Raw genomic sequence first — 24993 nt, 5'->3', positions numbered from 1 at the left:
CTCAGACCTGTTCGAGGAACAGGTTTTTTACGGCGTGCTTGGATATTTTCATCGACGGAGTGCGGGGCATCTCGTCGACAATTTTGATGGCTGTGGGCACCTGATAGGAGGTGAGCTTGCTCTTGGCAAAGGCGATGAGCTCGTCAACGTCAATCCCGGTGCAGCCAGCATTGAGTTCAACCGCGGCGACCGGTATTTCACCCAGGCGGTGATCGGGGATGCCCACCACACAGGCCTGTTTGACCTTGTCGTGGCTGCGCAGCACGGCAACCACATCCTGGGGCAGGATTTTGAAACCGCCACGGATGATGGCGTCGTCGGCACGTCCTCTGATGTAAAGAAAGCCGTCTTCGTCGATTTCTGCAAGGTCGGTGGTGCGGGTCCAGTCATTACTGCCGATCTGATTGGAGAGGACTTCCAGAATACCCACGGTGTTTGGAGGTAATTGCTTGCCTGTATCGGCATCGACTACCCGAATTTCGGTGCCGGGCTGGGCCCGGCCCACTGAGCCTCGTTTCTGTTTGGCAAATTGCTTGTGGTCGCCGATGGTCCAGCCGGCCACGGCCCCTGCGAACTCGGTGGCACCGTAGGAGTCCAGCAGGGGAACGCCGTATTTTTCTTCAAACTCTTCCTGCAGGCTTGGTGGTAGGGGAGCGCTGCCGCAGCGAATGGCCAACAGGCAGCTCAGTTCATCTGCCGGGGTGTCGGCGTCCAGAATCATTCGCAGGGCCGCTGGAGGCAGGGAGATCAATTTGGGTTGATAGATCGTGAGGGCGCGGCGAATTCCAGCGACACTGAATTTTTCCAGAATCACAATGGGCCGGGCCTGGGTCACTGCCGCCATCGCCGCAAACATGCCCCCGATATGGACCAAGGGCGTAGTGAGGACAGCGGGAGTGCCTTTCAAGCGAATGGCCTCGGTTTCTTTGTGGCTGCTGTAATGACCGGGGGTACCCATCAATGACAGAGCAAAGCTGCGGTAGGGCAGTTTTATCCGCTTGGCCGGGCCGGTGGTGCCGCTGGTCAACATTAGTATGCATGTGTCGGGCAGAGCGGGGTGGTGGCCGCTACCCAAGGGTACCGTGTTGTCACTGGCGGGTTCGATATGCAGATGCTGATCTGCAAACATCTGCAATACCACGGTGCCGCATGTTTCGGCCGCCTCAAGTAGACTGGGATGGGCCAGGTCACCCCGATCACAGATTACTGCCTTCAGGTTCAGACCGGCGATGTCGCTGGCCACTTTTTCCGGGCTCTGGAAGGGGTTGATGGTGGCGACGCAGCGCCGCGAGCCCAGAACCTGCATCAATGCGGCGACGTGGGCAGGGCGGTTGCGCAACAATATGCCGACGACATCCCCCTCCGCCAGTCCAGCCTGGTCAAGATGTTTCTGAACACTAGCCATGGCCTGCCCCACTTCGGCCCAGCTATACCACTGCCCCTGGAATTCCAGGGCATGACTCTCCGGTGACAGCGCCATTACTTGCTGGATACGGTCAATAAGGCTCGGTTGCATGCTCTTGAATCCTGTGGTGTCGGGCTACGGTTTAAGGCGTCGGCAAGGCAGCTCTGAGCGATCTTATTTGTTGGTGGGTTCAGAGCCTCTTTAATCGTTATAATCATATCAATTGTATATATGATTATCAAGGGGCTGCCGTTACCTCCCAAACAATGCAGAAAATCCCCTCGGCCGGATGAGCAGTTTAATGATATGTATGATTAAATACGTAAAATTACAGCGGTTTAAAGCCCCCCTCTACAGAGAAAGGGGCTCAGAATGAGAAGAATAGGTAGCCATGATAGATATTGCAGATGTCACCAGTCGTAGCAAAGAACCTAGCGGGGGCAAGAACAGCCGGGGTGGAAAACGCTTCAAGGTGCCCAAGGCGTCCGAGTTACTGGCGGGTAATATTCGCGACCAGATCATTCGCGGCAAGCTTCGCGATGGTGACCAGTTGCCCGCTGAGGCCAATTTGATGGAGCAGTTTGATGTCTCCCGGCCCACCATCCGCGAGGCCTATAGGATACTGGAGGCTCAGCAGCTGGTGTCAGTGACCCGGGGCGCCAAGGGTGGGGCGGTGGTTCACGCCCCCAGTCCCGATCTGATTGCCGAGAACACCCTGATGGTGCTTCAGGCAGAGGGTGTGACCATGACTGAGGTCTATCTGGCTCGCAACGCCTCGGAGCCAGCCCTGGTCAGGCTGGTGGCCACTAATGCCCGTAAGGAGGCTCCGCCCCGGCTGCGGGAGTGTCTCGCTGCAGAAGAAGAGGCACTGCTGAAAGATCCCCAGGCCTTTGCCAGTGCGCTGGATGAGTTTCATGCCACCTTGGTGGAGTTGGCGGGAAACCGACCCCTGCGCCACCTCTACAATGCGATTTCAGCGATTATTGCGGCACATCAGGCCATCGTGGCGGAACAGAAGTGGCGCGCAGGTAGTAAAGAGGCTATGCAAAAAACCCTTACTGCGGGACTTCGTTCTCAGGGGAAGCTGATCGATTTGATAGAAGCGGGCGAAATCGACAAGGCTGTGGCCCACTGGCGCAGCCACAACGAGGCCGCCTATAAAATGTGGATTTCCAATTTTGAAGATACCACAGTGCTGGAAGTGTTAAGCCGCAATGGCGCCTGAATATTGATACCTCTGGAAAGGAGTCATGCCTCCGGTCATGGACCGTCTCGTCGCCAAGGGTCCCAAGCTGGCCCACAGTCTTGCCAAGCAGATCACCCAGGATATTGTGGTCGGCAAGCTGGGCGCAGACGCTTTTCTCGGCCCAGAGAGAACGCTACTGGATCGCTATGGCGTGAGTCGGGATACCTTCCGAGAGGCGCTTAGGCAGCTGGAGTGGTTGGGCATTGTCCGCGCTCAGCGCGGTGCCAAGGGCGGTCTCTACGTTCAATCTCCCAGTCAGGCCAGCGTTGTCAATCTGCTCCGGGATTATTTTGATTTTTCCCAGGCCAACTTTGATGAGTTACTCGTTGTCAGGTCGGTGCTAGAGCGGGAGTTGGTTCGGGCGGCAATAGAAAGTCTGACGGACCGGGACGTTGTGAGGCTGCGGATTCTGCAGGGCCAGTTTGAAGCGGGCATGAGCCGGGATCAGTTTGTCGTATTGTTATTTAGCTTTTATCGTCATTTGATGGAGATTGCTGGCAACAAGGTGATTACGTTTTGCCTGATGCCGCTGATCTTCGTCACCGTGGATATTGCAAACTTTGGTAAGCTCAGCGATGCCCAGTTTGCCAGCAATAGTGAGGTGGCCTGGTCTAAGCTGAAGTCGGTGGTGGATGAAGTGATTGCGGGCAACGCCTTTGCTGCGGATCGACCGTTGCAGGAGTTCCTCGACTTTACCGGTCAATCAGTGGGCACTCAGATTGCGACCCTGCACAGTGAATCCACTTACCCCGCCTGGTTTGATCTCAGTCATAGCAAAATGGCGGAGGGCTTGATTTACCGCATCCACCGGGATATTCGCAGTAGTGGGTGTTGTCAGGGCGACCGGCTGGGGACGGAAGCCGAGTTGATGGAGCGATACCAAGTCAGTCGCAGCACCTTTCGTGAAGCCTGCCGGGTGCTGGAAGTGGTGGGTTTGGTGCAAATGCAAAAGGGCCGGGATGGTGGCCTGAAGGTGGCTCAGCCCCAGCCTGACAATGCGATTGCTGCCGTCGTCTATTACTTAAATGCCATAAAGGTGCCCTATGTCAGTCTGACTGCGGTCAGGAACGCCATCGAGCTTACCGCGATCCCGCTGGCGGCGAGCAACGTCACCGAAGGTGCTATTGAAGAATTATCGGCGTTATTGGCTCGGCAACAGGCTCTTTTGGGGGACGCAGACTTTGCCGCAGCTTCGATTGCGACGCAAAAGGCGATCAACCACCTGTCAGGCAATGATATCCTGAACTTTTACTACGACGCTCTGCTCGACAGTATCTATTTCAGTGACCAGGGTAAGGAGGCTGTGGCCAAACTGGTGAGGCACTCTGAAGCGATTACTGTCAGTCAGGCATCGATAGTGGATGCGGTACTGCATCGCGACCAGGCACTGGCGCGGCGACGCGTGCTGCAGCATCACGCAGTGATCGAGCGGTATATTGGCGCGGCCTGAATTCTTCCCCCTTCATTAGCCCAGGGCTTCGCGGTCAGAGCCCGCTCCTACGGGGAGCGGTGGTGTAGGAGATCGCCAGCCCAGGCCGCCCTCTCTTGCGATAAAGCCTCAATTCACCTTGTCCGAGGCCGATGGAATTACGCACCGATCCTGGCCTTGGGTATCGCGGTCGAACCCTAAAGCATCTTATCGATAAATTTCTGCTTCTTTTCTGTGGAGGGCGGTGCCAGATACTTGCCCATACTCAACAGGCCCTGCTTGTAGACGGCTTTTTTGTGACTGAACTGCAGGAAACCGTGGTGGCCGTGATAGGCGCCCATGCCGCTATTGCCCACCCCGGCCAGGGGCAGGTCGGGGCAGGTGATGTGCTGGGCGACATCGTTGATGGTGACCCCACCGGAGCAGGTTGTGGTCAAGACCTTGTCGATATTTGTCGGGTTGTTGCTGAAAAAGTACAGGGCCAGGGGGCGGGGTTTGGCGTTGACATAGGCAATGGCTTCGTCGAAGTTTCGGTAGGTTTTCAGGCACAGCAGCGGGCCAAACAGTTCTTCGTTGATGACTTTGAGTGTGTCATCCGGGTTCACCACAAACTGGAAGGGCAGTTTGCGGGGTGCCTGGCTGAAATCCTCCTCGGCCGGGTTCAGGCTTTCAATACGACAGCCCGCTTGTTGGGCTTCGTCAATATAGCCCTTGAGACGGGCGAGGTGACGCTCATTGATCACTGAAGTGAAGTCGTCGTTGTCGACATAACGCGGGAAAAAGCCGTTCATGGTGGCTTTGGCATGACTGAGAAATTTTTCCAGTTTGTCCTCGGGCAGTAGGACGTAGTCGGGCGAGAGGCAGAGCTGGCCGGAGTTCATCGCCTTCATGGTCATGGTGCGCTGGGCGGCGGTTTTGATGTCGGCGTCGGAATCGACAATCACTGGGCACTTTCCGCCCAGCTCCAGTGTCACTGGCACCAGATTCCGTGCTGCGGCGGCCATGACCGATTTGGCGACTTCCGGCCCACCGGTATAAACCAGATGGTCGAAGGGCAACTGGGAGAACGCAATGGCCACCTCCACGTCGCCGGTTACCACGGCCATTTCTTCGGGATTGAAGGCATCCGCCACCATAGTTTTGATGACCTGGGAAGTGGCGGGAGTCAGGTCTGAGGGCTTCAGCATGATCCGGTTGCCGGCGGCAATGGCGCCAATGGCCGGAGAAAAGGCCAGGTAGGCGGGGAAATTCCAGGGCGACATATTGCCCACTATCCCCAGGGGTTGGTAATGAATGTGGGCCCTGCCGCCCAGCAGGTTCATGGGAAAGGGCACCTTGCGCTTCTCGGCCCGCATCCAGTTCTTGATCTCCCTCTGGGTCTCCTTGGCCTCGCGGCTGGCGGACAATACATCGGTAATGGTGGATTGAAAGCGGCTGCGGTGGCCAAAATCCGCTGACAGGGCATCGATCAATTGGTCTTTGTAGCGCAGGTGGATGTCGGCAATGCGGGCAAGGCGATCAATGCGGATATCGGCGCTGGGGAAACCATCCTTCATAAAGCTGTCCCGCTGTTGCTGCAACAAAGCCTCCAGCGCGGTGATGTTTGGATTCGCATAGGCGTCGTTCATAGTAGGGCTCCTGTGGTTGCTATCCGCTATAAGTAGCGCAATTTATCCAGAATCTGGTCGAGTTTGTTATGGACATCTTCGCTGCCTGAGCCGCTGGCGTCTGCTGGCCTGAGTGCGTCCACGATGAATACTTGTATATAGCGATCTAGCGCCTCTCTGCCAGCGCTATTTCTTAGGGGAAGGTTGCTCAATAGCCACCATTGCCTCAGCAGCCAGTCAGCGATTTCCTCGGTGCGAAGGTCGCCGCGCAGGGCGCCATCTTGTTGGCATCGAGTGATGACAGGCCCGAGGACGTCAAAAAATACCGCCAGCCCTAGGCCGTTTTCCCGCTGAATCAGTTTTGTGGCCAGACTCTTTTCCCAACGCAGGAAGCGGTGCGATTGGCTATCGGTGGCGACCCTTCTGATGAATTGGAATAGTCGCTCTCTGGGGTCGGTAAGCGTGTCAGCGGCCTGAGCGGCCTCCCGAAGAATGTCCTTCCCGATTTGGGTTGCCAGGGCTGCGCCGAGATCATCGAGATTTTTGAATTCTCGATAGAAGGAGGTTCGGGAGACGTTGGCCAGTTGGCAAAGCTCGTTGATTTGGAGCTCTGCCAGGTCGCGCTCCTCCAGGGAGGTATTGGCGGCTTTTAGTATTTTTTCTCTGATATTGCTCATGATGGCTGTGTGGTGGGTCCGGGTAGTCAGGGTGACGCGTTCCCGCGTCGAACGGGTGATGTATCAGGCTATTGAATTGATGGAGAATAGCCTATTTAACATTTAAAAAATACATTTATTCAATAATGTCCATTTATAGTGAACACATTATGGATTTTATTTGTTGATCCTGCCTGGGCTAAAATTCCTCTTTCCATGAAAATTTTTTAACTTAAATAGTTGTATATATAACAATGTATTACGACAATCATATATTTGATTTATAGGATTTGTTTACAGGCGGGTAAAAAAGGCGATATATTGTACTCGTCGGCGATTGTGCTGTTGTTATCCGTCTAATTTTGGTTTAGGGCTAATTTTTAGTAGTAGGCAGACTGTGTGTGGTTTTAGGTATTCGGCCTCTCATTTAAAACAGTCAACTAATTAAGTGGCAGCTTGGCCGCGCAAACTATAAAAAATCGATCTGGAGTGTTAGCGAATGAAAACAAGTCAGCGGATGGGGCTGTCTATCCCATTAATTCTGGGTGTTCTTGGTGTTTCTGCTCAGAGTGTCGCCGCTCAGGAATCGTCTGGCCAGGTCAGGCAGCGAAGCTCCCTGATCGAGGAGGTGGTAGTCACGGCCCAAAAGCGGGAGCAGTCAGCAGAAGATGTCGGCATCGCTATTTCGGCCTTTAGTGACGACACCCTTAAGGCGCTCGGTGTTACAGATACCGCAGATTTGACAAACCTGGTGGCCGGTTTCGCCTACACCGACAGTGGTTTTTCGATCCCGGTTTACACCTTGCGGGGCGTCGGCTTCAACGAAATCAGCCAGACTGCGACCTCAGCAGTGGGGGTTTACATTGATGAGGTCAACATTCCTTTTCCGGTGATGACCAAGGGCGCCAACCTCGACCTGGAACGGGTTGAGGTGCTGAAGGGCCCTCAGGGCACCCTGTATGGTCGTAATACCACCGGCGGGGCTGTGAACTACATCAGCAAAAAACCAGGGGCTGAATTCGAGGCGGGGGTCTCTGCAGCCTATCAAAAGTATGGCCAATCCGATGTGGAGGGCTACGTCAGTGGACCCTTGAGCGACACTCTCGCGGCGCGGTTTGCCCTTCGGGATATCCGCAGCAGCGAAGGCTGGCAATATGACTATACCCGCCCCGGTGCCGAGCTTGGGGAGGTGGACAAACAGTCTGCCAGGTTCCTGCTGATCTGGGATGCGGACGAGGACCTGTCCTTTCAGTGGTCTGTGGATGGCTGGCGGGACCGCAGCGAGCCCCAATCCCCCCAGTATTATCAGTTCAGAAGTTTTTCCGCCCTGCCGGCCGCTGAAGCTTCAGAGAATGTACAGAATCACCCCACGGCGCCAGAGGATGATGCTCGGGCGACCGCCTTCAATCCCGAGCGGGAGCTGGGTCTGGATCAGGATTATATCGCTACTTCGTTGCGTACCGATTGGCACTTCAGTGAGTCGACCACCTTTACTTCCATTCTTGCCTTGCAGCATTTTGAGGGAATGGACCGCTATAACAATGACGGCCTGAATGTCAGTGATCTGGATTACGACACCGACACCGAAACCACGGCCTGGAATGCCGAATTCCGTCTGTCGGGTTTTGCCTTTGACGACAGCGTGCAGTGGGTGGCGGGCTACTTCTATAGTGGGGACGAGCTGGAAGATACCCGCTTTACCTATCCCACGGAATCCAGCGGGGGTTATGGCGGTATTTTCGTGCGTCAGGTGGATCTGTTCTCGGCCCAGGATGCCCAAAGCCACGCCATCTTCGGGCAAGCAGAGTGGCAAGCCAGTGACGAATTCAAGTACACCCTCGGTCTGCGTTACACCAATGACAGCCGGGAATACGACGCCTGTACCCGGGATGCCGATGGCACTACCGCGGTATTGTTCCAGGGGGTAGGCGCGCTGCAGCGAGCGGGCCTGGGCGATGTTTTTTCGGTGTTGACCAGTGACGAGGTTGGCGATGTCGGGCAAGTCGTTGCAGGATTGTTGCCGGTCACGGCTTTGAGCGAGCCGATTGGCCAGCTTCTGGTGGGTGCTGCGGATGCAGGTCTGATTGATCTGACAGGTGATTTGAGCGGCGGTCCGGGAGTGGGTGACTGCGTCACCTTAAATAGCGAAACCAACGAGTCGGGGTTGGTGCGTGGTGGCCTGGATGAAGACAATATCTCTGGCCGGGTGGCGGTGGACTGGACGCCCAGCGAAGCGATGCTGATCTACGCTTCCTACAGTATTGGCTATAAAGCCGGTAGTTATCCCTCGTTGTTATCAGCCACGGACGCGCAATATACCCCCGTAACGCAGGAGCGTATCGAAGCCTTCGAGGTCGGTATGAAGGGTCAGTGGTATGACGGTCAATTGAAGGTCAACAGCTCCCTGTTTCGCTACAACTATGAGGACAAACAGCTTTTTACCGTCTTTAAAGACCCTATCTTTGGCGCCATTCAGCGTCTGGATAATGTGCCCGAGTCAGTAGTGCAGGGGCTGGAGCTGGAAGTGCAGGCGGCGCCCTTTGCGGGCTTGTATACCTCCATTGGCTTCTCGCTGCTGGACACAGAAGTCAAAGATTACGTCGGCATTGATCTCAACGGTAACAGTCAGGATTTCTCGGGGAATGAGCTGGATTATGCCTCACCGATGGAAGTGACAGCCGTGGTCAATTATGAATGGCCTGTATTGGGTGACTACTCCGCCAGTATTGGCCTGGATGGTAAGTATTCTGATGCAGCCCAGGGGGAGTTATCTAACGACCCAATCACCGTCCGTCCCAGCTATTTCATTCTCAATGCGCGGGTGGGCTTTCGTCCCTATGACGGCCCTTGGAACTTGCAGGGCTATGTTCGCAACTTGACTGATGAAGTCTACTTTAATTCCACCCAGTTCCAACCCGACGTTTATGTACGTTACACCGGTAAACCTCGAATTTATGGCGTACGGGTGGATTACGAATTCTAAACGTATCGATCGTCTTTTGAAGAATTGGAGTATAGATTTTGAAAACAGTATTGATTACCGGAGGTGGCAGTGGCATTGGTCGCCAGTTTTGTCGGCTGTTTGCCGCGGATGGTTACCGCCTCGTGGTATTTAGTCTGGTCCAAGAGGAGCTGGATGATCTGTCTGCAGAATTGCGGCGGGATTTTCCGTCGATTGAATCGGTATTGGTACAAAAGGATGTTGCCCGGGATGGCGCGGCCGACGAGGTCTTCGCCTATTGCCAACAGCAGCAATTGAGCATCGATGTACTGGTCAACAACGCCGGATTTTGTGCCTTTGGTGACCATGTTGCTATCGATGGCAGGCGTATGGAGAGCATGCTCAAGCTTAACGTGCTGGGTCTAACGCAAATGTGCCGGGTTTTTGGTGAGGATATGAAGCGCCGGGGCGGCGGCAAGATTCTAAATGTTGGCTCGATGGCGGGGTATATCCCCACGGTCGGTATGGCGGCCTATTGCGCCTCGAAGGCCTACGTCAACAATTTCAGCGCCGGCCTTGCTGCCGAGTTGGCGGACTATGGCGTGCAAGTGAGTGTGCTCTGCCCCCCCGCAACCCAAAGCAAATTTATGGCCACCGCCAAGGGTGATGACGACACCGGTAAGGCGGTGGAAAAGTTTGTTTCGGGGAAGATGTTCAGCGCCGAAGACGTGGCCAAGGCAGGTTATAAAGGCTTATTTGCTGGAAAACGCCGTATTTCGGTGACCGGCATGCTGCGTTTCTCAATGTTTATGATGCAGCTTTTTTCGCCGGATGCTCTGGCCAATATGACCTTAAAGCAGGTTAAGAAACATAAAGCCGCGTGATTTCTTTCCTGAATTCCAAAAACAGAACTAAGCAGAATGTTGGGTAAAAAAAATATTGTCGTGGACAGTGCCCAAATGCTGGGACGGGCAGCGGTGAGTGTATTGCCCTGGGTGCCAGCGCCGGGGCCAATGCGCGCTGCTGATATCAAAAAAGCTTGGCTGCAAAGCCGCATCGCCGATGGTGTGGCCGGTGCCGAGTTGAAGGCCATCTCGCCGTTGGGGGGTGATTTTGGCACCACAGATCGGCAGCGCTTGGGCCTGGAATGGAATGAAGCGGGAACAGCTGCGGGGCTTCCCCAGGTGGTCTTTATTAAATCGACCCCCAAGACCGCCAGCAGCCGATTGATGGTGGGGCCGCTGAAAATGGCTTCGAATGAAGTGGCGTTTTATCGCACTGCCCGGCAATTCCTCGGTGATGAGGCGCCGCGCATTTACGCGTCAAATAGTGGTCCGGGCGCGCGTTTTTTATTGGTGCTGGAGGACCTGTCCGCCAGGGGCTGTCAGACCTTTACCCTTGCAGACGAGGCGCCCCTTTCCCATTTGCAGGGCATGATGGTGGCCTTGGCCAAGCTCCACAGCGCCTTCTGGCAGTCGCCAAAACTGGATCGGGAATTGGCCTGGTTGGATAGCGAGCGCAGTCGTCCGGGCTTTCGGATGATGATGGCGGTGCATCGGCGCTTTCGTCAGCGTTTTATCAATGGTCGCGAGGAAGTGCCAGATCCGGTGCGCGAGCTGGCAAGAGTGCTGACGACGCATGAGGATGCGGTGATCTCCGTGCGTGAGGCGGGTCCTCATACTCTGGTCCATGGTGATACCCATCTGGGTAACACCTATATTCTCGATGATGGTCGCAGCGGCTTGCTGGACTGGCAAATTGCCCACCGCGGTCAGGGTATTCGTGAAGTGGCCTATTTTCTCGGCACCGGCGCACCGGTTGCCCTTAGACGGAAGCACGAGAGCGACTTGCTTAAACTATACATAAAGACCCTGAGCGAAAATGGCGTTGTGCTCGCCAAAAGCTTCGACGAGGTTTTTGACCAGTACCGTTTCTGGCTGGCCTATAGCTGGGATGCCGTGCAACTGACCCGTAACTGGCAGGGCCTGCAGAGTCAGGAGAGCATGGATCGCAGTTGGGAGCGAATCAATACTGCGGTGGAGGATCTGGATGTTGCGGGTGCGGTTTTAAGCAGCGTGGCAGACGAAAAATAACGTGGACGCGACTTCCAGTGAAAATCGCCAATGAGCAAACTTCTAACCAAACGTGATGTGATCGACTATGTCTATTTTTAACAAGCAATTACCGCCAGTGCCCGACCACGTTCCGACAAATCTGGTATACGAATTTGATATCTTCAGTGATTCGGCCCGAGGCGGCGATGTGCATGCCAGCCACAAGGCCTTGCACGGCAGTGCGCCGGATATTTTTTATACGCCGCACAATGGCGGGCATTGGATTGCCACACGGATGGAAGACGTGCGGGATATTATGCAAACGCCGGAGCTGTTCTCCAGTCACAAAGCGCCCTTTTCTCCTGATGTGGGCAAGCTGGGGCTGTCTTTGCCGCCCCAGGATATGGACCGCCCGGATCACACGCTGTATCGCCAGTTGCTGATGAAGTTTCTGTCGCCCCAGAGGGTGGTTCAGTTGGAGGGGCAGGTCAGAGCGCTGGCGGTGGGTCTGATCGAAGACGTCAAACCCAAAGGAGGCTGCGAGTTTATGTCCTCGGTATCGGTACCCATTCCGGTCAAGACCTTTATGGGGCTGATGCATATGGATCTGAATCGCTACGAGGAGTTCGTCCGCTGGGCCAATGGCATTCTCGCCTCCGATACCATGCTCAAACGCCTGTTGCCCTTTATTCGTATGCGCTTTTACCTCAAGTCCCTGATTCGCCAGCGTATCAAGCAGCCCTCTGACGATCCGGTCAGTATACTGCTCGCCTCTGAAGTGAATGGCGAAGAGCTCAGCCATAAACGGGTGCTGGAAATGTGCAATCTGCTGTTCCTGGCAGGGCTGGATACGGTGACCAATGCGATGACCTTTTCCATAAAGCATCTGGCTGAGAACCCCGAGTTTCAGCAGCAACTTCGTGACAACCCTGACCAGATTCCTGCGGCGGTGGAAGAATTACTGCGCCGCTATGCCTTCCCCAATATTCCCCGCCGGGTTACCGAGGATACCGAATTTAAAGGCGTAACCATGCGAGGGGGGGACCGGATCATCTGCAGTCTGGCCGCCGCGAATAACGATGATCGGGCCCTGGAAAATCCCCATCATGTGGATTTGGACAGACCCAAATTTCGGCATATGGCCTTTAACGGTGGACCCCACAATTGTGCGGGTGCGACTCTGGCGCGATTGGAACTGCGGGTATTTTTGCAGGAATGGCTGGCCCGCATTCCTCCCTTTTCGGTGAAGGAAGGCTTTAAACCCGAGGTCCGCGGCGGCGCGGTGATGGCGATGGAAAGTCTGGAGCTGCGTTGGTAGCACTTTATATCCAAACAACAAGTTATGGCCTAGCACCAAAATATGGCTGAACAACAATGGCGCTGGCGATAGGCGCTCGATGAGAAATACCAGTGCTACTGGGGAATGTCCATTAGCCACACCCGAAATCAGGAGATGCAGTATGAGTTTTGAAAATAAAGTTGTGATTGTCACCGGCGCCGCTCAGGGCATGGGCGCGGCCTATTCCCGCTTGCTGAGCCAGCGTGGCGTATCAGTTGCTGTTGCGGATATTAATCTGGCGTTGGCGGAGTCGGTGGTTGCGGAGATCACCGAAGCGGGGGGCAAGGCGCTGGCGGTTAAGGTCGATGTCGGTTCGCCGGAGTCCTGCAAGGAATGCGTGGCGGCCACCGTTGCGGCCTTCGGCAAGGTAAATTACCTGGTCAACAATGCCGGTTTATTGAGCGCCGCCCTGATGCCCCAGCTGCAGGATATTTCCCTGGATGACTACCAGCGGGTGATGTCGGTGAATATGCACAGTGTACTGTATATGACCCAGGCGGTGGTGCCGGAGTTGCGCAGGCAGGGCGGTGGTGCCATTGTGAATACCTCATCCATTGGCAGCTGGCAGGCCACCGGGATTTATTCGGTGTCCAAGGCCGGTGTGAATTCCCTGTCTGTTAATCTGGCCCACTCCCTGGCGGCGGACAATATCCGCGTCAACGCCATCGCCCCCGGCACGGTGGATACTGAGGGCATGAAGCCCATCATGTCGGTGGAGCAGATGGCCGCCTGGGCAAAAATGTCTGGTCAGGCCTCTGGTCAGGTGGCGGGCCCCGAGTTGATCGCCCAGGTTGGCGTATTCCTGCTTAGCGACGAAGCGGCCTTTGTCAACGGCCAGATCTTTCCGGTCGATGGCGGCACCGTCATTCGCATCTAAATCAGACAACGAGGAGAAGAAAATGAGCATGGAGTTTAATGCCAGCTGCCCACAGGCTTGTCTGTTGATCGGCGACCAGATTATCGAAAAAGCTTCCGGTGGCGTGTACACCCATATCAACCCCGCTACGGGCAAAGCCCAGGCTGAGATTCCCCTGGCAGGTGTTGAGGAAACCGAAAGTGCTATCGCCACAGCGGTATCGGCTTTTGAGGTCTGGCGGGCCATGCCGGGTCGGGAGCGGGCGCTATTGTTGAACCGCTTTGCCGATCTGATCAAAGCTAACGCCACTGATTTTCAGCGTTTGGCGGTTATCGAAGGTGGCACGCCCTTTAGCGTTGCTGCTGGCGGTGCAGGTTTGGCCGAGGAATGGACCCGTTACTACGCCGGCTGGGCTGACAAGCTCGACGGTCAGGTGGTCAGCAGTTATCCCAACGATGAGTTTATCTATACCCTGCCGGAGCCTTACGGAGTGATCGGTATTGTGGTGACTTGGAATGGCCCGCTGATTAGCCTGGGTATGAAGGTGATTCCTGCATTGGCGGCGGGTAATACGGTGGTTGTTAAACCTGCCGAGCAGACTCCTTTTGTGGCGGCGCTGTTTGGCAAGCTGGCGCTGGAAGCGGGCATTCCCCCGGGTGTGATTAATATTTTGCCCGGTGGCGTGGAATCTGCCCAGACCCTGATTGCCCATCCGGATGTGCAAAAAGTCAGCTTTACCGGCGGTCCGGTAACGGCGAGAAAAATCCTCCATCAATGTGCGGAATTGCTAAAGCCCTCGGTGATGGAGCTGGGTGGCAAGTCGGCCAATATCGTTTTCGACGATGCCGACTTGGATAGTGCCGCCCAGCACGCGGCAATGATGAGTGTTGGTCTGCTTAGCGGCCAGGGTTGTGAATTGCCCACCCGGCTGTTGGTTCAGGAAGGGGTTTACGACGAGATGGTGGAAAAGGTGGTGGCCATTGCCAAATCCCTGCCCATTGGCGATCCCCGTGATGTGAATACCTTTATTGGCCCGGTAATTAATGCAGAAGCCTGCCATCGCATCCTTTCCATGGTAGGCCGTGCGAAAGCGGCGGGGGCGGGGCGACTGGTACTGGGTGGCGAGCGCTTGAGCCTGGAGGGCGATCTGGCCGATGGCTTTTACGTGTCTCCGACGATCTTCGCAGATGTAGACCCCTATAGTGAAATTGCCCAGCAGGAAGTGTTCGGTCCGGTACTGGTGATCCAGAAATTCAGTTCCGAGGAAGAGGCTATCACCATTGCCAACGCTACCCAGTATGGGCTTGGTGGCTATATCCAAACTAATGACCTAAAGCGTGCCCACCGTGTTGCCGCCGCCCTGAAAACCGGCTTTGTTCATATTAATGGCAGTCGCAATATTCCTTCCCATGCGCCCTTTGGCGGCCTGGGTCTATCGGGATTCGGTAAGGAAGGTGGTCGTCCAGGGTTGGATGAATTTGTTCGATTGAAGACCGTAAGCTTATCTCAATAGTAGGAGCTTCTTTAGGTGAATCATTTGCGGATATATAGCTAACTGTTTTGCTATCAGTAAACGCAATGCGCGCATACTTTCGGAAATTTGTTGAATCTATTTTATTCATAGTTAAGTGAGCGAATATACAGAATGCCAAAGTTAATTTTCGAAAAACCCGACGGTCACGAAGTTCAGGTTGTCGCTGACGTAGGTGTTAGTGTGATGCAAGTAGCGGTCGATAACGGAATTGATGAAATTCTTGCAGAATGTGGCGGCGCTTGTTCATGTGCTACTTGTCACTGCTATATTTCTGAATCCTGTTTAGACAGCATCGAGCCACCGGCAGAAATCGAAAGCGAAATGTTGGATTGTGTACTAGAGAAAAAAGTAAATAGTCGCTTAAGTTGTCAGGTCATCGTGAATGAAAACATGGAAGGGTTGCGAGTTATCCTGCCAGATTCGCAGTTTTAACTTATCGACCCTACAGTAGCGGTTGAGGAAATACAACGCGATGTAAAACCGATTGGTTTCAGAGTTTGTAACTTATCGCAACATGGTGATACACGCAAAGTGATAATAATAGCGAGTGACAGATATGGCTGGCGACGGCGAAAACCCCGGCGGACTGCGCCGGGAGCCAAAGCAGGAGCGTTCCCGACGCATGGTCCAGGCCATTGAACAGGCGGCGCGGAAAATTATGCTAGAGGACGGTGCTGAGGCCCTAACCACCACCTCGCTGGAGTGGGTTTCCGGTGTCCCCAAGGCCTCGATATATCAGTACTTTCCAAACCTCGATGCAATAAAAGCCGAGGTTTTTCGCCACGAGATACACCAGCATTTCGAGCGCTGGCTCGCCCGCCTTGAGTCCATGCAGGACAGTATGGACCTAGGCGAGGGTCTGGCCCTGATAGTGGATTCGGCCCTGGCACTGCACAGCCGACTGATTGAGCTGGATGCTGAGTTTTATCAATCCCACAGTGGCTACTTTGGAATCTGGACGTCCTTTGATAACTACGCGGAAAGGCGGGAAACAGGGGCCGAAATTCTCAAGCAGTTTTTCAAACGGCTCTACCCGGAGATGTCGGCAGAAGAGCTGGATTTACGTGCCTACACCATGGGTCGGGCCATCGAACAGTCGTCGTACCATATTTTGAGGGACAACCCCGATTATCGAAGACAACCGCTGCTTCGGGAACTGATGTTGTCGATGGCATTGAGTTTTTTTAATTCCTCAAGCTAGCGAGAGCTTTCTCCTGGTTTATTCGGGTTTTTACTTCCCCTTTTGTTTGGCCCGAAGAATCTGGACAGAGAGGCAAGCGTTTTTTGGAACCAATAAAAATAATATAAATATCAGTCTTTTGCTGGATTTTTCGGTGATACTAAATCCGACCCGGATATGCTTCATTCGCGACACGATAACAGTGATCATTAAATTCCTTAGCCACAAAAATAACAGGATGGGGAATGATCTCGTTTCACTGGTCGAATAATAACGCTCATGCTGACTTGATAGAAAAGCAATCGCCATATTTGGGTGTACCTGGGGAAGTCTGCGCCGGGGGCGACGGCGTGTTTTGGCTGGATGGGAAGTGCGTCCCCGAAGGTATTGTTGACCCGCCCATGCCCTGGCTGCTGAATTACCTTATTCCCGCCCTAGCCATTCTTGTCCTGATTGTTCTGGTCCGCGACAGTATAAAAAAGGGAGAGCTTACCTGGTGGGTGTTGATGTGCATTGCTAGTGCATCCACCTTCTGGTTAGAAACCTTTGGTGATTGGGGGCAACATCTGTTGTACAGCCCAAACTTTCACCACTATGCGCTGGATCTTCCGTTCACTGCACCTCATAACCCTGCGTGGATGCCCTTTATGTATGCGGTGTATTGGGTGCTCCATACCTGGGCGATTCTGGAATTGGCCAAGTTCTACCAGCGTCGGCATCCCGGTGCGAGCTTAGGCAAGGCCATTATCGTCTTCACCGTACCTTTAACCTTTGTCTGGAATATTGCAGTGGAAGGGACTGCGGCTTATATGGGTTGGTGGACTTATGATCCACCTATAGGGCCTTATCTCGACATGGGTCGCGGCAATTTTCCGCTCATGTGGCCCATGCTCACCATGTTCATCTGGCCAAATCTGATTTCATGGCTGGTTGGTGCGCCAGAAGAAAGCGGTCCCAATCGCTTAGAGAGGCTTTGTGGATTATCACAGAGTTTTAAGTTTGATAACAATGACAGCTCATTGGCGCTAGGTACAACAGCGTCCGCTCCTTTGATGCGTCTCGCTGCCTGGGTGGCGATATTCAATGTGACTTTCATTATTTGCCTGATTGTGCCGTTGCTGGGGCTAAGGTTGTTGACTGGTTGGGACAGCCTGTATTTGCCCTAACAGACCGGGCAGTAAAATTTGGTATCTCACGTCTTTGTATTTGTTAGTGGATAAGAAAATGCGTTTAAAAACAGGTTTTGAAAGGTGTTCGGTTTTCTGTCTGATCCCAGCTCTGATTGGGCTGGGAGGCTTCTCGCCACTATTACTTAACGCCCAAGAGAAACAATCTCCGCAGTATGCCCTTGAGGAGATTGTGGTTACGGCTCAGAAGCGCGCGGAAAATGTTAACGAAGTTCCCATCGCCATCAATGCCTTCAGTGGTGATGCCTTGGAAAAGGCTGGGGTGAAAAGCATGGCGGATCTTGCCATAAAAACGCCAGGACTAGTTTATGATACGTTGGTTAATTACGCGGTAATCTTTATACGCGGTGTTGGCACTGATGCCTTTATTCCCTCGGCGGATCTAAGTGTCGCTCCCTATATTGACGGTGTATATTTCCCGATTTCCTTCGGACTTGCTCGCTCTCTAGGGGAAGTGGAGCGAGTAGAGGTACTGAAAGGGCCTCAGGGCACCTTATTCGGTCGAAACTCTACCGGTGGGGCCATCAGTATTACCACTCGCCAGCCTAGCGATAGCTTTACCGCTAAGGCATCAACGAGTTATGAGCGTTTTTCTGAGAATAATAATCGCCTCTATGTTAGTGGCCCGTTGACCGATGAGCTATCGGCCAGTGCGGCGGTGATTTATAACACGCGAGACGACTACTACGAACCCGTGGCAGGCTTATCTTACGACGAGCTGCAACCCTACCGTGAGCGGGGTGCTAATTTTACCGCCCGTTGGTTACCCAGCGAGTGGGCGGAAGCTACCCTGTCAGCTTACTACTTTGACTCCGAGGGCGTGGGTACATCCCTGCTTGCTTGCCTGCAACCTTCGGCCTTGGGTTCAACGCTAGGTATATCTTGTGCTCCTGATTACAAAAGTAATACCAATCTTGACAATACCGCTTACAGTGAACTGAAGGCGGGTGCATTAACTCTACAATTCTTTCCGGGACCCTTTGACATAAAATCCATTACGGCCTACCAGGATACTAATGGGCAGTCCTTGGTAGATTTTGACGGATCCAGTGCAAACCTTGTTGAGTTTGGTGGTGACGGTACCCAAAAGGAAAATACCCCGCAGTTGTTTGGCGAGATATTTACTCAGGAAATTCAGTTCATCTCCAATAATGAATCCCCAGGTGGAGATCAGTTGGAGTGGATCTTCGGTCTTTACTACCTTGACAGCACAGTGGGCTACGATCCCGTTGGCTTTGCGCTTGCCGGTCTTAATAACGGTCTTTCGGGGTTATTGGGTGGCGATCTTCCCTTACCTATTGATCTAAGCGCCCTGGCGCCTTTAACAGACACTTTAGGGAGTATCCTGTCGCCTTTGGATAATCTCGTGCAAGCGAAAATCAATGTCACTGGCTCGCTGGACACTGTTGCTGAGTCAGCTTTCACTCAGGCTACCTGGACGCCAATTAACTGGTTGGATATTACCTTGGGCGGTCGTTTCCAGAGGGAAAAACGCCGCGTCTACAATGCAAACTTGCAGTTGAGCACACAGCTTGTCGGTGAGACCGCTTACGTAGAGGCAATTGGCTATCCGGCTGAAGAATTTGAAGAGACAAACTTTTCTCCAAAGCTTAACATCTCTGTCGTTCCCGCAGATGGCCAGATAATTTATGCGTCTTACCAACAAGCCTTTAAGAGCGGAAGCTACAATATCGTTAATTTAACTGAGTCACCTACATTCATACGGCCGGAAACTGTGACTAGTTATGAGTTGGGGGTTAAGTCATCACTTCTGGATCGGCGTTTGCAGATTAACGCCGCTATTTTCAAAACAGAGATAGAGGACCTTCAGTCCCAATTTGTTTCCCTGCTGTCAGGTGGTGTCGTCCAGTTTCAGAATGCAGAGCTAGCTGTCGTAGAGGGCGCGGATATCGATATTCAATGGGCAGCTAGTGAAGCTTGGCGGTTCAGTTTAGGTGCCAGTTATTTAGACGGTCGCTATGATAAATTCGACGATGCTGTTGGCTATACCGAATCAAATGGAGAGTTCGCCGGAATGTACAGCCCGGATGAAAACTACAGTGGTAATACCATTGTCCGCAATCCCGAACTGACGGCGACGTTGGGGATAAACTGGTTTACCCCTTTGCCCGGCGGTGAGTTAAATATAGGCCTTGATTATTACTACAATGACGGCTTTTACTACGATGCAGCAAATCAGCTAGAACAGAAAAGCTATACAGTATTGAATGCCCGCGCCACATATTCCCATGACGATTCCAATATTGACGTCTCATTGTTTGGAGGCAACTTGGAAAACTCCAAATACTACATTTATCAGTTTCAAACTGATTTCGGCGTGGTTGGAAAGTTAGCCAGGCCGGTTAGCTATGGTATTAGGGTGAATTGGGAGTTTGGTGGAGACTGACCTTTCCCTCGAGTCACTACCTACCACAGCTCTGATGAGATGTAGTAATTCAGACTTGATCTGACAGTTACCGATTCTTCACTAGGTTTCTGTCAGGTCGGGGGCAATTCAAAAACCTTTCCTTTCAGATTATATTTCCTTCGAGCATGGTTTCCATTGACGTTCTGCCACCGCACGTTTGCGATGATGTGTTCGTTCAATTTTTTAATAATCCAGCCAGTTTCCCAGGTCACGCTGTAGCTCTGTAATCGTTCAAGAAACCATCCTTTGTAATCCCCCCGAAAAATAATCGAGGTTTTGGGTAGAGATTTTTACAATACTCGCATAAGGAGCGAAATATGAGGAGGTCTCGATTTTACGACAGCCAGATTGCGGAGTTTCTCAAAGATTTCCTCCCGAAGACATGGATCGCATCTTTCCTCGGCAATGTTTGGTTAAAACAGTCGGAGGTGCCATTGCCCAACCAGCGACTTCTCTGTATGCAATGTCGCTTAGCTCAGGTAACTTCGGATTTGGTGTCTACCCAATGCGGAAATCGCCGCTCCACGAACCGGCTCAGCCGCTCGGCATTGATGTAGAACAACAGTGGAATACTTATAGCGCAAGCGATCAACAAAATGGCCAGCATTGCACTCGTTAAATCCATCCTAGTCTATTCCTCCTATTAGGGTGCTCACAGCCTGCCTGGCTGTGCTTCAAGCCGTAAGGCATCCCTAAGCCGCGCTTGCAGGCAGTGCTGACACAAGTCGCACTCCATCGCGGTGCCATCCCCAAAGATACTGCCATATCCCCCCGTTTTTACAATATGCACGAAGGCTTGCATTTCCAGAACGTCGTCATACCGCTGCTCACAGGCGTCGCAAGTGATCGCCGTGACGGTGTCCTGCTCTACTGTGATCCGAGTGGTGTGCTTCATTTTGTATTTCCTCGCTCTGTATCGGAGAGGCTCTTTTTCTTGAGAAGGGCGTTCTCAAGCTCAGCGTGGTCAACCTGATCCATCATCTCATGGAATAATTCAGGGTTTAGCACGTAGGCTACCCGCTCACCTCTGCAGGTGATGATGTAAACCTCCGGATTTCCATTGTCGAGCTGCCGGACGATTCGGTTCAGTTCTCGCTTCAGTCGACTGAGGGGTAGTAGCTCCAAAATCATTGTGATTTTCCCTGCAGGTCGCTGTCGGTTATACCCGCCTCGCGATAACGCCGCAGGGCCTCTCCCCATACCTGATTGAGCTCAATGCGACGCTGCATAGCCAGGTAGTCGTCTAATCGCAGCAGATGCCCTACGATTTTACCCCGGTGAGTCAGCACATAGTGCCGCACAATGCCCTTGCACATATTCCGCTCTATGGCGATCTGGGCTTTGTGGTAGTGTCCGATCGTGATGGTTTTCTGGCGCATCAGTTGCTTCCTCCTTGCAGAGCATTTTCAAAGTCCTGCTGGTGCGTGGCCCACAATTGATCTGATAACTGTGCTGCCAGAGCTTGGTCCTCAACATCGATCCCAAAGACCCGGTCTGCCATTGCAGGGTAAAGCACCGTAGAGGGGCTGGAGGCCAGGACTTCAAAGGAGCCCGCTATCGCCTGCACGATGATCAGATTGCTATCAGGGACCCCGTAGATCGTCCAAGTCAGTCCGGAGAGGTCTTTATCGGCCAGCGCCTCCATATAGCAGAGGGTGTCTGGCTGTTGAGTGAGGGCTTTGAGCTCTTGTTGTTGCTTTGTATCGATGGTGTCTGTCATGGAATCGTCCTCATTGATGTAGTCGTATGGCGGTATCGCCTGCATTGACAATCACTTGTTGAATTACTGTTCTGAGTAAGACGCGTTGTTGTGTGGATATGGCGTTGATCTCTGGCAGCGCGCCGACTGGAGGGCATTCACGCCACTTTGTTTATCGAGCCTGGATATCAGCGCATAGGATGGGTGATCAGCCTTGGGGTACCACTGCTTGGGCCTAAAGTAGCCGCGGAGGATATTGGCTAGCGCTGGATCGAACATCTCCAGTTCCGCCAGTGGGGTGGCCAACAGCTCTAAGGCCGCCATATCGTGGGGCTGCGTGGCGCCGCGGTCAGCACCAACGAGCGTGAGGGTCTTACCCAGGTCGTGGATGATGATCAGGGTGGTAGCGATATCCCGCTCTAGATCATCGTGTGAGCTGGGATAGGTGCCGCCGTAACGGACCAACATATCGGCTGTGTGCTCCAGTAGACCCCCTTGGTAAGCGTGGTGGTGCCGCAGGCTGCCAGGGGCATTTAACACTCCCATGGCATTACTGCTGTCGACAAATACACTGTTCAGAAACTGACGCAGTGCTGGCGTACTCAAGCGCGACCAATGTCGGATGATCACCCGGAGTGCGGGAAGAAAAGTCGGTAGTACCCACTCCCGGGGCAATAGCGCCGTAGGTTTTAACGTCTGGCGTTGGGGTAATGCAGTGATCTCCGGCATGAGCTGCCAATGCGACGGGTAGGCACACAACTCTCCAGTGACTTCAATGATATCGCTATGATCGGCACTGTGAAGCGGCGTGGGGTTGCCGCCCAGCGGAATTGCGGACAAGGCGGTTCCCGCCAGATTCCCCAGCTGCAGGTACCGGGTTGGTCTACCTGAGCGGTCTAGCTGGTCCTGGCTGCCCAGCACCCGGAACTGGCAGCGTTCCAGCCGCCTAGATGTCAGTATCTCGGAACGGAGTGGGGTGAGGGAGAGTTCCGAATGGATTAGTGGCATATCACGACTCCTCCAGAGCAGACGCTTCAGTAGTACCCAGCATTTTTTCAAAGGCTGAGCCATCTTGGCGTGTGAGATTGGGGACATACCGGGAATACACCCGGAAGAGCATTTCAGTAGAGGTGTGGCCAAGCTGAGTGGCAATCCACTCAGGGGATTCTCCGGAGGCCAACCATAGTGTCGCTGCGGTATGTCGGGTTTGGTAGGGACGCCGAATAGCCAAACCAAGGTAGCGGAGGAGGGGGTACCACACCCTGTCGGTGAAGTTTTTGTTGTCCAGCGGCTGGCCAAGGCGATTACAGAACACGTACTCACTAACGCGGCGTGTAGCCGCCTCCTGCTTCTTGAGGGCCATATATACCGCTTCAGACATGCGGATTTCTCGCTGACTGCCATCGGTTTTGGTGTACTCGACTCTCCCCTTAGTGAACGTCTCCCGTATCAGGATCTGGCGACGCTCAAAATCGATGTACTTCCATTTGAGACCGTGTAGCTCACCAGAACGCATACCCGTAAAGAAGCGCACAGTCATGTAGCAGTGATAGTCTTCACGGACGTTTTCCAGAATCAATCTGACCTGTTCTAAAGAGAACGGGTGGATGTCCTTTTTCTGCACCTTGAGCCGCTTGATGCGCTCAGTCGGACTGGTAAACTCATAGCGGTCAGCAGCTTCATCAAGGATGGCCTTTAAGGAGCCCACTATCTCGTTGATTGTTTTAGCGCTAAGTAATTTGTCATGATGGCCTGGGACTTTGGCGAGTTTAGACCTGAATGACAGTACTTCCGCTTTGGTGATGCTGTTGACCTTTCTTTCCCCAAAGGCCGGGATCAAATGGCGGGACAAAAACGACTGCTGAAGCTCCAGGGTCGACTTTCGCCATCGAACTTCGTTTTCCATGAGCCATTGCTTGGCAAAGTCATCAAAGGTAGGGCAATCCACATCCTCATCAGTTGCCTCGGTCCTCACTAACTGGCGGCTTCCCGCCGGAGGTAAGGTAGGCGGCGCAGCGACTACAGTTTCCGCTACAAGTTTTTGACCAGTCTTGGAGTTGGGGAAGTAGGCCAGGTAATCAAACTGCCCCAAGGTGATCTCCGCTTCTATTTTCTTCAGGACCTGCTCCATTTTGCGGCGATTGGCAGGAGTGTCTTCTAGAGCCGTCTGTTCCCTGCACCTTTTCCCACGATATCGAAACTCGAAAAAGAGTCGCCGTGTCTCGTTACGTGCTCTGATGCTACCCATGGCAAACCCCTCCAGAAGCCATGGGGATATCGATAGCCTGCGCAGGTGAGGTGTTCTGCATATCGGCTTCAATCTTCTCCCAGATATAAAGTATTTTCCGGCCTCCAAATGGGCGGAAGTAGTGGACCCCCTCTAGTAGAACTGAATCCTTAAGCTGGTTCCGGATTGTTCTAGCATCGTAGTGAATACGCTCGGAAAGTTGGTCTGTAGTCAGGTATGTCGTAGTCATGTACTATCTCCAGTTGAACTTTGCATTGCCCATATGTTCATTTAATTGAACATATGCTTCAGATAATACGCAACATATGAGTCATGTCAAGACTATATGTGCATTATATTGAGCGTTTGTGCATATGATTAGATTTAGGTTGAAAGAACTGATTGCAGAAAGAGAGTTCCAGTTGGGGCATTCAATCTCCTTGGTGGAGATTGCTGAACAAACCGGAATAAGCAGAGGTACTCTTTCCAAGATTGCTAACGAAAAAGGCTACAACACCGTGACAGGGAACATTGATAAGCTCTGTGCTTATTTTGAGTGTGAAGTCTCTGATCTGATGACTTATATAAAGGAAGGGTGAGTCATGCCTTGAGCGAGGCGTTAGATTCTAACTTTGGGAATACATTTGAAATTCTCGAAACGATATTCCCCATATACAGCTAAACCCATAGACAGCTTTTGTCGCAGAGCTCTCTTCTTGAAGTCACAATTTGTGACATCAAGCAATTACAGGTTAAGGGTACTGGCCCATTGCGGTTGGGACGGTGTGATTAACAGAGTGAGATGAGTGCCACCCCTCGTTTATAGAGTAGAGCCCACATTTTGTTCCCCAACAGTGCTGACCTCTAAGTCCCTGCCTGAGCCCATCTACTTTCCAGAGCCAAAAGGTCAGGACCTTTTGACAACTTGTCCGTCAGCCAGGTGGTCATCGAAATTCCGTAGCCAAGAGGTCAATCTTAAATTTAAGGCAAAATTATGGGCACAGATTGGGCACAACTTGGGCACAAAGGCATTTGACAGGCACAAAAAAACCCGACACTTTGGTCGGGTTTTTCGTTGCTGATCAACAGCTTATATATGGCGCGCTCGGGAGGATTCGAACCTCCGACCGCCTGGTTCGTAGCCAGGTACTCTATCCAGCTGAGCTACGAGCGCGCTGAGGGTGCGTACTATAGTGAAGGGCGAA

22 protein-coding genes and 1 tRNA gene are annotated in these 24993 nt (G+C 53.1%); 13 read left to right on the top strand and 10 right to left on the bottom strand.

The window, feature by feature from the left end:
- Nucleotide 1: 1 nt before the first annotated feature.
- A complete protein-coding gene (locus I6N98_RS13190) occupies nt 2-1516 on the bottom strand; it encodes a class I adenylate-forming enzyme family protein (protein ID WP_198568816.1) in 1515 nt (504 codons plus the stop codon).
- Between the two features lie 280 nt (nt 1517-1796).
- Between I6N98_RS13190 and I6N98_RS13185 the strand changes: the two genes are divergently transcribed.
- Nucleotides 1797-2630, top strand: coding sequence for a FadR/GntR family transcriptional regulator (locus tag I6N98_RS13185; protein WP_198568815.1), 834 nt, complete (start codon nt 1797-1799; stop codon nt 2628-2630).
- Nucleotides 2631-2667: 37 nt separating this feature from the next.
- On the top strand, nt 2668-4101 hold the full coding sequence (locus I6N98_RS13180; RefSeq protein ID WP_198568814.1) for a FadR/GntR family transcriptional regulator: 1434 nt from the start codon (nt 2668-2670) through the stop codon (nt 4099-4101).
- 176 nt (nt 4102-4277) lie between these two features.
- On the opposite strand, the gene I6N98_RS13175 is transcribed toward I6N98_RS13180, so the two are convergent.
- Entirely contained in the window at nt 4278-5708 is a 1431-nt protein-coding gene (locus I6N98_RS13175) for a coniferyl aldehyde dehydrogenase (RefSeq protein WP_232787336.1), read from the bottom strand.
- Between the two features lie 26 nt (nt 5709-5734).
- On the bottom strand, nt 5735-6364 hold the full coding sequence (locus I6N98_RS13170; RefSeq protein WP_198568813.1) for a TetR/AcrR family transcriptional regulator: 630 nt from the start codon (nt 6362-6364) through the stop codon (nt 5735-5737).
- A 478-nt stretch (nt 6365-6842) separates the two neighbouring features.
- Here I6N98_RS13170 and I6N98_RS13165 point away from each other — a divergent pair, with 478 nt between their 5' ends.
- The 10 genes from I6N98_RS13165 (at nt 6843) to I6N98_RS13120 (ending at nt 19841) form a co-directional block, all read left to right on the top strand.
- Nucleotides 6843-9326: a TonB-dependent receptor gene (locus I6N98_RS13165; RefSeq protein WP_198568812.1), complete on the top strand. Its 2484-nt coding sequence runs from the start codon at nt 6843-6845 to the stop codon at nt 9324-9326.
- 38 nt (nt 9327-9364) lie between these two features.
- Nucleotides 9365-10168, top strand: a complete 804-nt coding sequence (locus tag I6N98_RS13160; protein WP_198568811.1) for an SDR family NAD(P)-dependent oxidoreductase — start codon at nt 9365-9367, stop codon at nt 10166-10168.
- Nucleotides 10169-10204: 36 nt separating this feature from the next.
- Entirely contained in the window at nt 10205-11377 is a 1173-nt protein-coding gene (locus tag I6N98_RS13155; RefSeq protein WP_198568810.1) for a phosphotransferase, read from the top strand.
- Between the two features lie 67 nt (nt 11378-11444).
- Nucleotides 11445-12656 carry a cytochrome P450 gene (locus tag I6N98_RS13150; protein ID WP_198568809.1) on the top strand — a complete coding sequence of 404 codons (1212 nt, stop codon included), beginning with the start codon at nt 11445-11447 and terminating at the stop codon, nt 12654-12656.
- Nucleotides 12657-12798: 142 nt separating this feature from the next.
- Nucleotides 12799-13554, top strand: a complete 756-nt coding sequence (locus I6N98_RS13145; RefSeq protein ID WP_198568808.1) for a glucose 1-dehydrogenase — start codon at nt 12799-12801, stop codon at nt 13552-13554.
- A gap of 22 nt (nt 13555-13576) precedes the next feature.
- Entirely contained in the window at nt 13577-15046 is a 1470-nt protein-coding gene (locus tag I6N98_RS13140) for an aldehyde dehydrogenase family protein (RefSeq protein ID WP_198568807.1), read from the top strand.
- Nucleotides 15047-15178: 132 nt separating this feature from the next.
- Nucleotides 15179-15499, top strand: coding sequence for a 2Fe-2S iron-sulfur cluster-binding protein (locus I6N98_RS13135; RefSeq protein WP_198568806.1), 321 nt, complete (start codon nt 15179-15181; stop codon nt 15497-15499).
- 124 nt (nt 15500-15623) lie between these two features.
- Nucleotides 15624-16268 (top strand): TetR/AcrR family transcriptional regulator, encoded by a 645-nt coding sequence (locus I6N98_RS13130; protein ID WP_198568805.1) that lies wholly within the window; start codon nt 15624-15626, stop codon nt 16266-16268.
- A gap of 224 nt (nt 16269-16492) precedes the next feature.
- A complete protein-coding gene (locus I6N98_RS13125) occupies nt 16493-17413 on the top strand; it encodes a hypothetical protein (RefSeq protein WP_198568804.1) in 921 nt (306 codons plus the stop codon).
- A gap of 58 nt (nt 17414-17471) precedes the next feature.
- The gene (locus I6N98_RS13120; RefSeq protein ID WP_198568803.1) at nt 17472-19841 is read left to right on the top strand and encodes a TonB-dependent receptor; all 2370 of its coding nucleotides are present in this window, start codon (nt 17472-17474) and stop codon (nt 19839-19841) included.
- 673 nt (nt 19842-20514) lie between these two features.
- Here I6N98_RS13120 and I6N98_RS13115 read toward each other — a convergent pair.
- From I6N98_RS13115 to I6N98_RS13090, 6 genes are all read right to left on the bottom strand, one after another.
- The gene (locus I6N98_RS13115; RefSeq protein ID WP_198568802.1) at nt 20515-20757 is read right to left on the bottom strand and encodes a hypothetical protein; all 243 of its coding nucleotides are present in this window, start codon (nt 20755-20757) and stop codon (nt 20515-20517) included.
- Nucleotides 20754-20993 carry a type II toxin-antitoxin system Phd/YefM family antitoxin gene (locus I6N98_RS13110; protein WP_198568801.1) on the bottom strand — a complete coding sequence of 80 codons (240 nt, stop codon included), beginning with the start codon at nt 20991-20993 and terminating at the stop codon, nt 20754-20756. The genes I6N98_RS13115 and I6N98_RS13110 overlap by 4 nt, the downstream gene beginning before the upstream one ends.
- Entirely contained in the window at nt 20990-21241 is a 252-nt protein-coding gene (locus I6N98_RS13105; RefSeq protein ID WP_198568800.1) for a hypothetical protein, read from the bottom strand. Before I6N98_RS13105 ends, I6N98_RS13110 begins: the two co-directional genes overlap by 4 nt.
- Complete coding sequence (locus I6N98_RS13100) at nt 21241-21582, bottom strand: hypothetical protein (RefSeq protein ID WP_198568799.1); 342 nt, start codon at nt 21580-21582, stop codon at nt 21241-21243. The genes I6N98_RS13105 and I6N98_RS13100 overlap by 1 nt, the downstream gene beginning before the upstream one ends.
- A 63-nt stretch (nt 21583-21645) precedes the next feature.
- A complete protein-coding gene (locus I6N98_RS13095) occupies nt 21646-22569 on the bottom strand; it encodes a hypothetical protein (protein WP_198568798.1) in 924 nt (307 codons plus the stop codon).
- Between the two features lies 1 nt (nt 22570).
- Entirely contained in the window at nt 22571-23809 is a 1239-nt protein-coding gene (locus tag I6N98_RS13090) for a site-specific integrase (RefSeq protein ID WP_198568797.1), read from the bottom strand.
- 368 nt (nt 23810-24177) lie between these two features.
- Here I6N98_RS13090 and I6N98_RS13085 point away from each other — a divergent pair, with 368 nt between their 5' ends.
- On the top strand, nt 24178-24387 hold the full coding sequence (locus tag I6N98_RS13085) for a helix-turn-helix domain-containing protein (protein ID WP_198568796.1): 210 nt from the start codon (nt 24178-24180) through the stop codon (nt 24385-24387).
- A gap of 498 nt (nt 24388-24885) precedes the next feature.
- Here the strand turns inward: I6N98_RS13085 and I6N98_RS13080 are convergent.
- Nucleotides 24886-24962: transfer RNA gene (locus I6N98_RS13080), tRNA-Arg, on the bottom strand.
- Nucleotides 24963-24993: the final 31 nt, after the last annotated feature.

Source organism: Spongiibacter nanhainus, assembly GCF_016132545.1.
In the GTDB taxonomy this organism is placed as follows: domain Bacteria; phylum Pseudomonadota; class Gammaproteobacteria; order Pseudomonadales; family Spongiibacteraceae; genus Spongiibacter; species Spongiibacter nanhainus.
The sequence above is the reverse complement of the archived record's forward strand: the minus strand, read 5'-3'. Positions and strand labels throughout refer to the sequence as shown.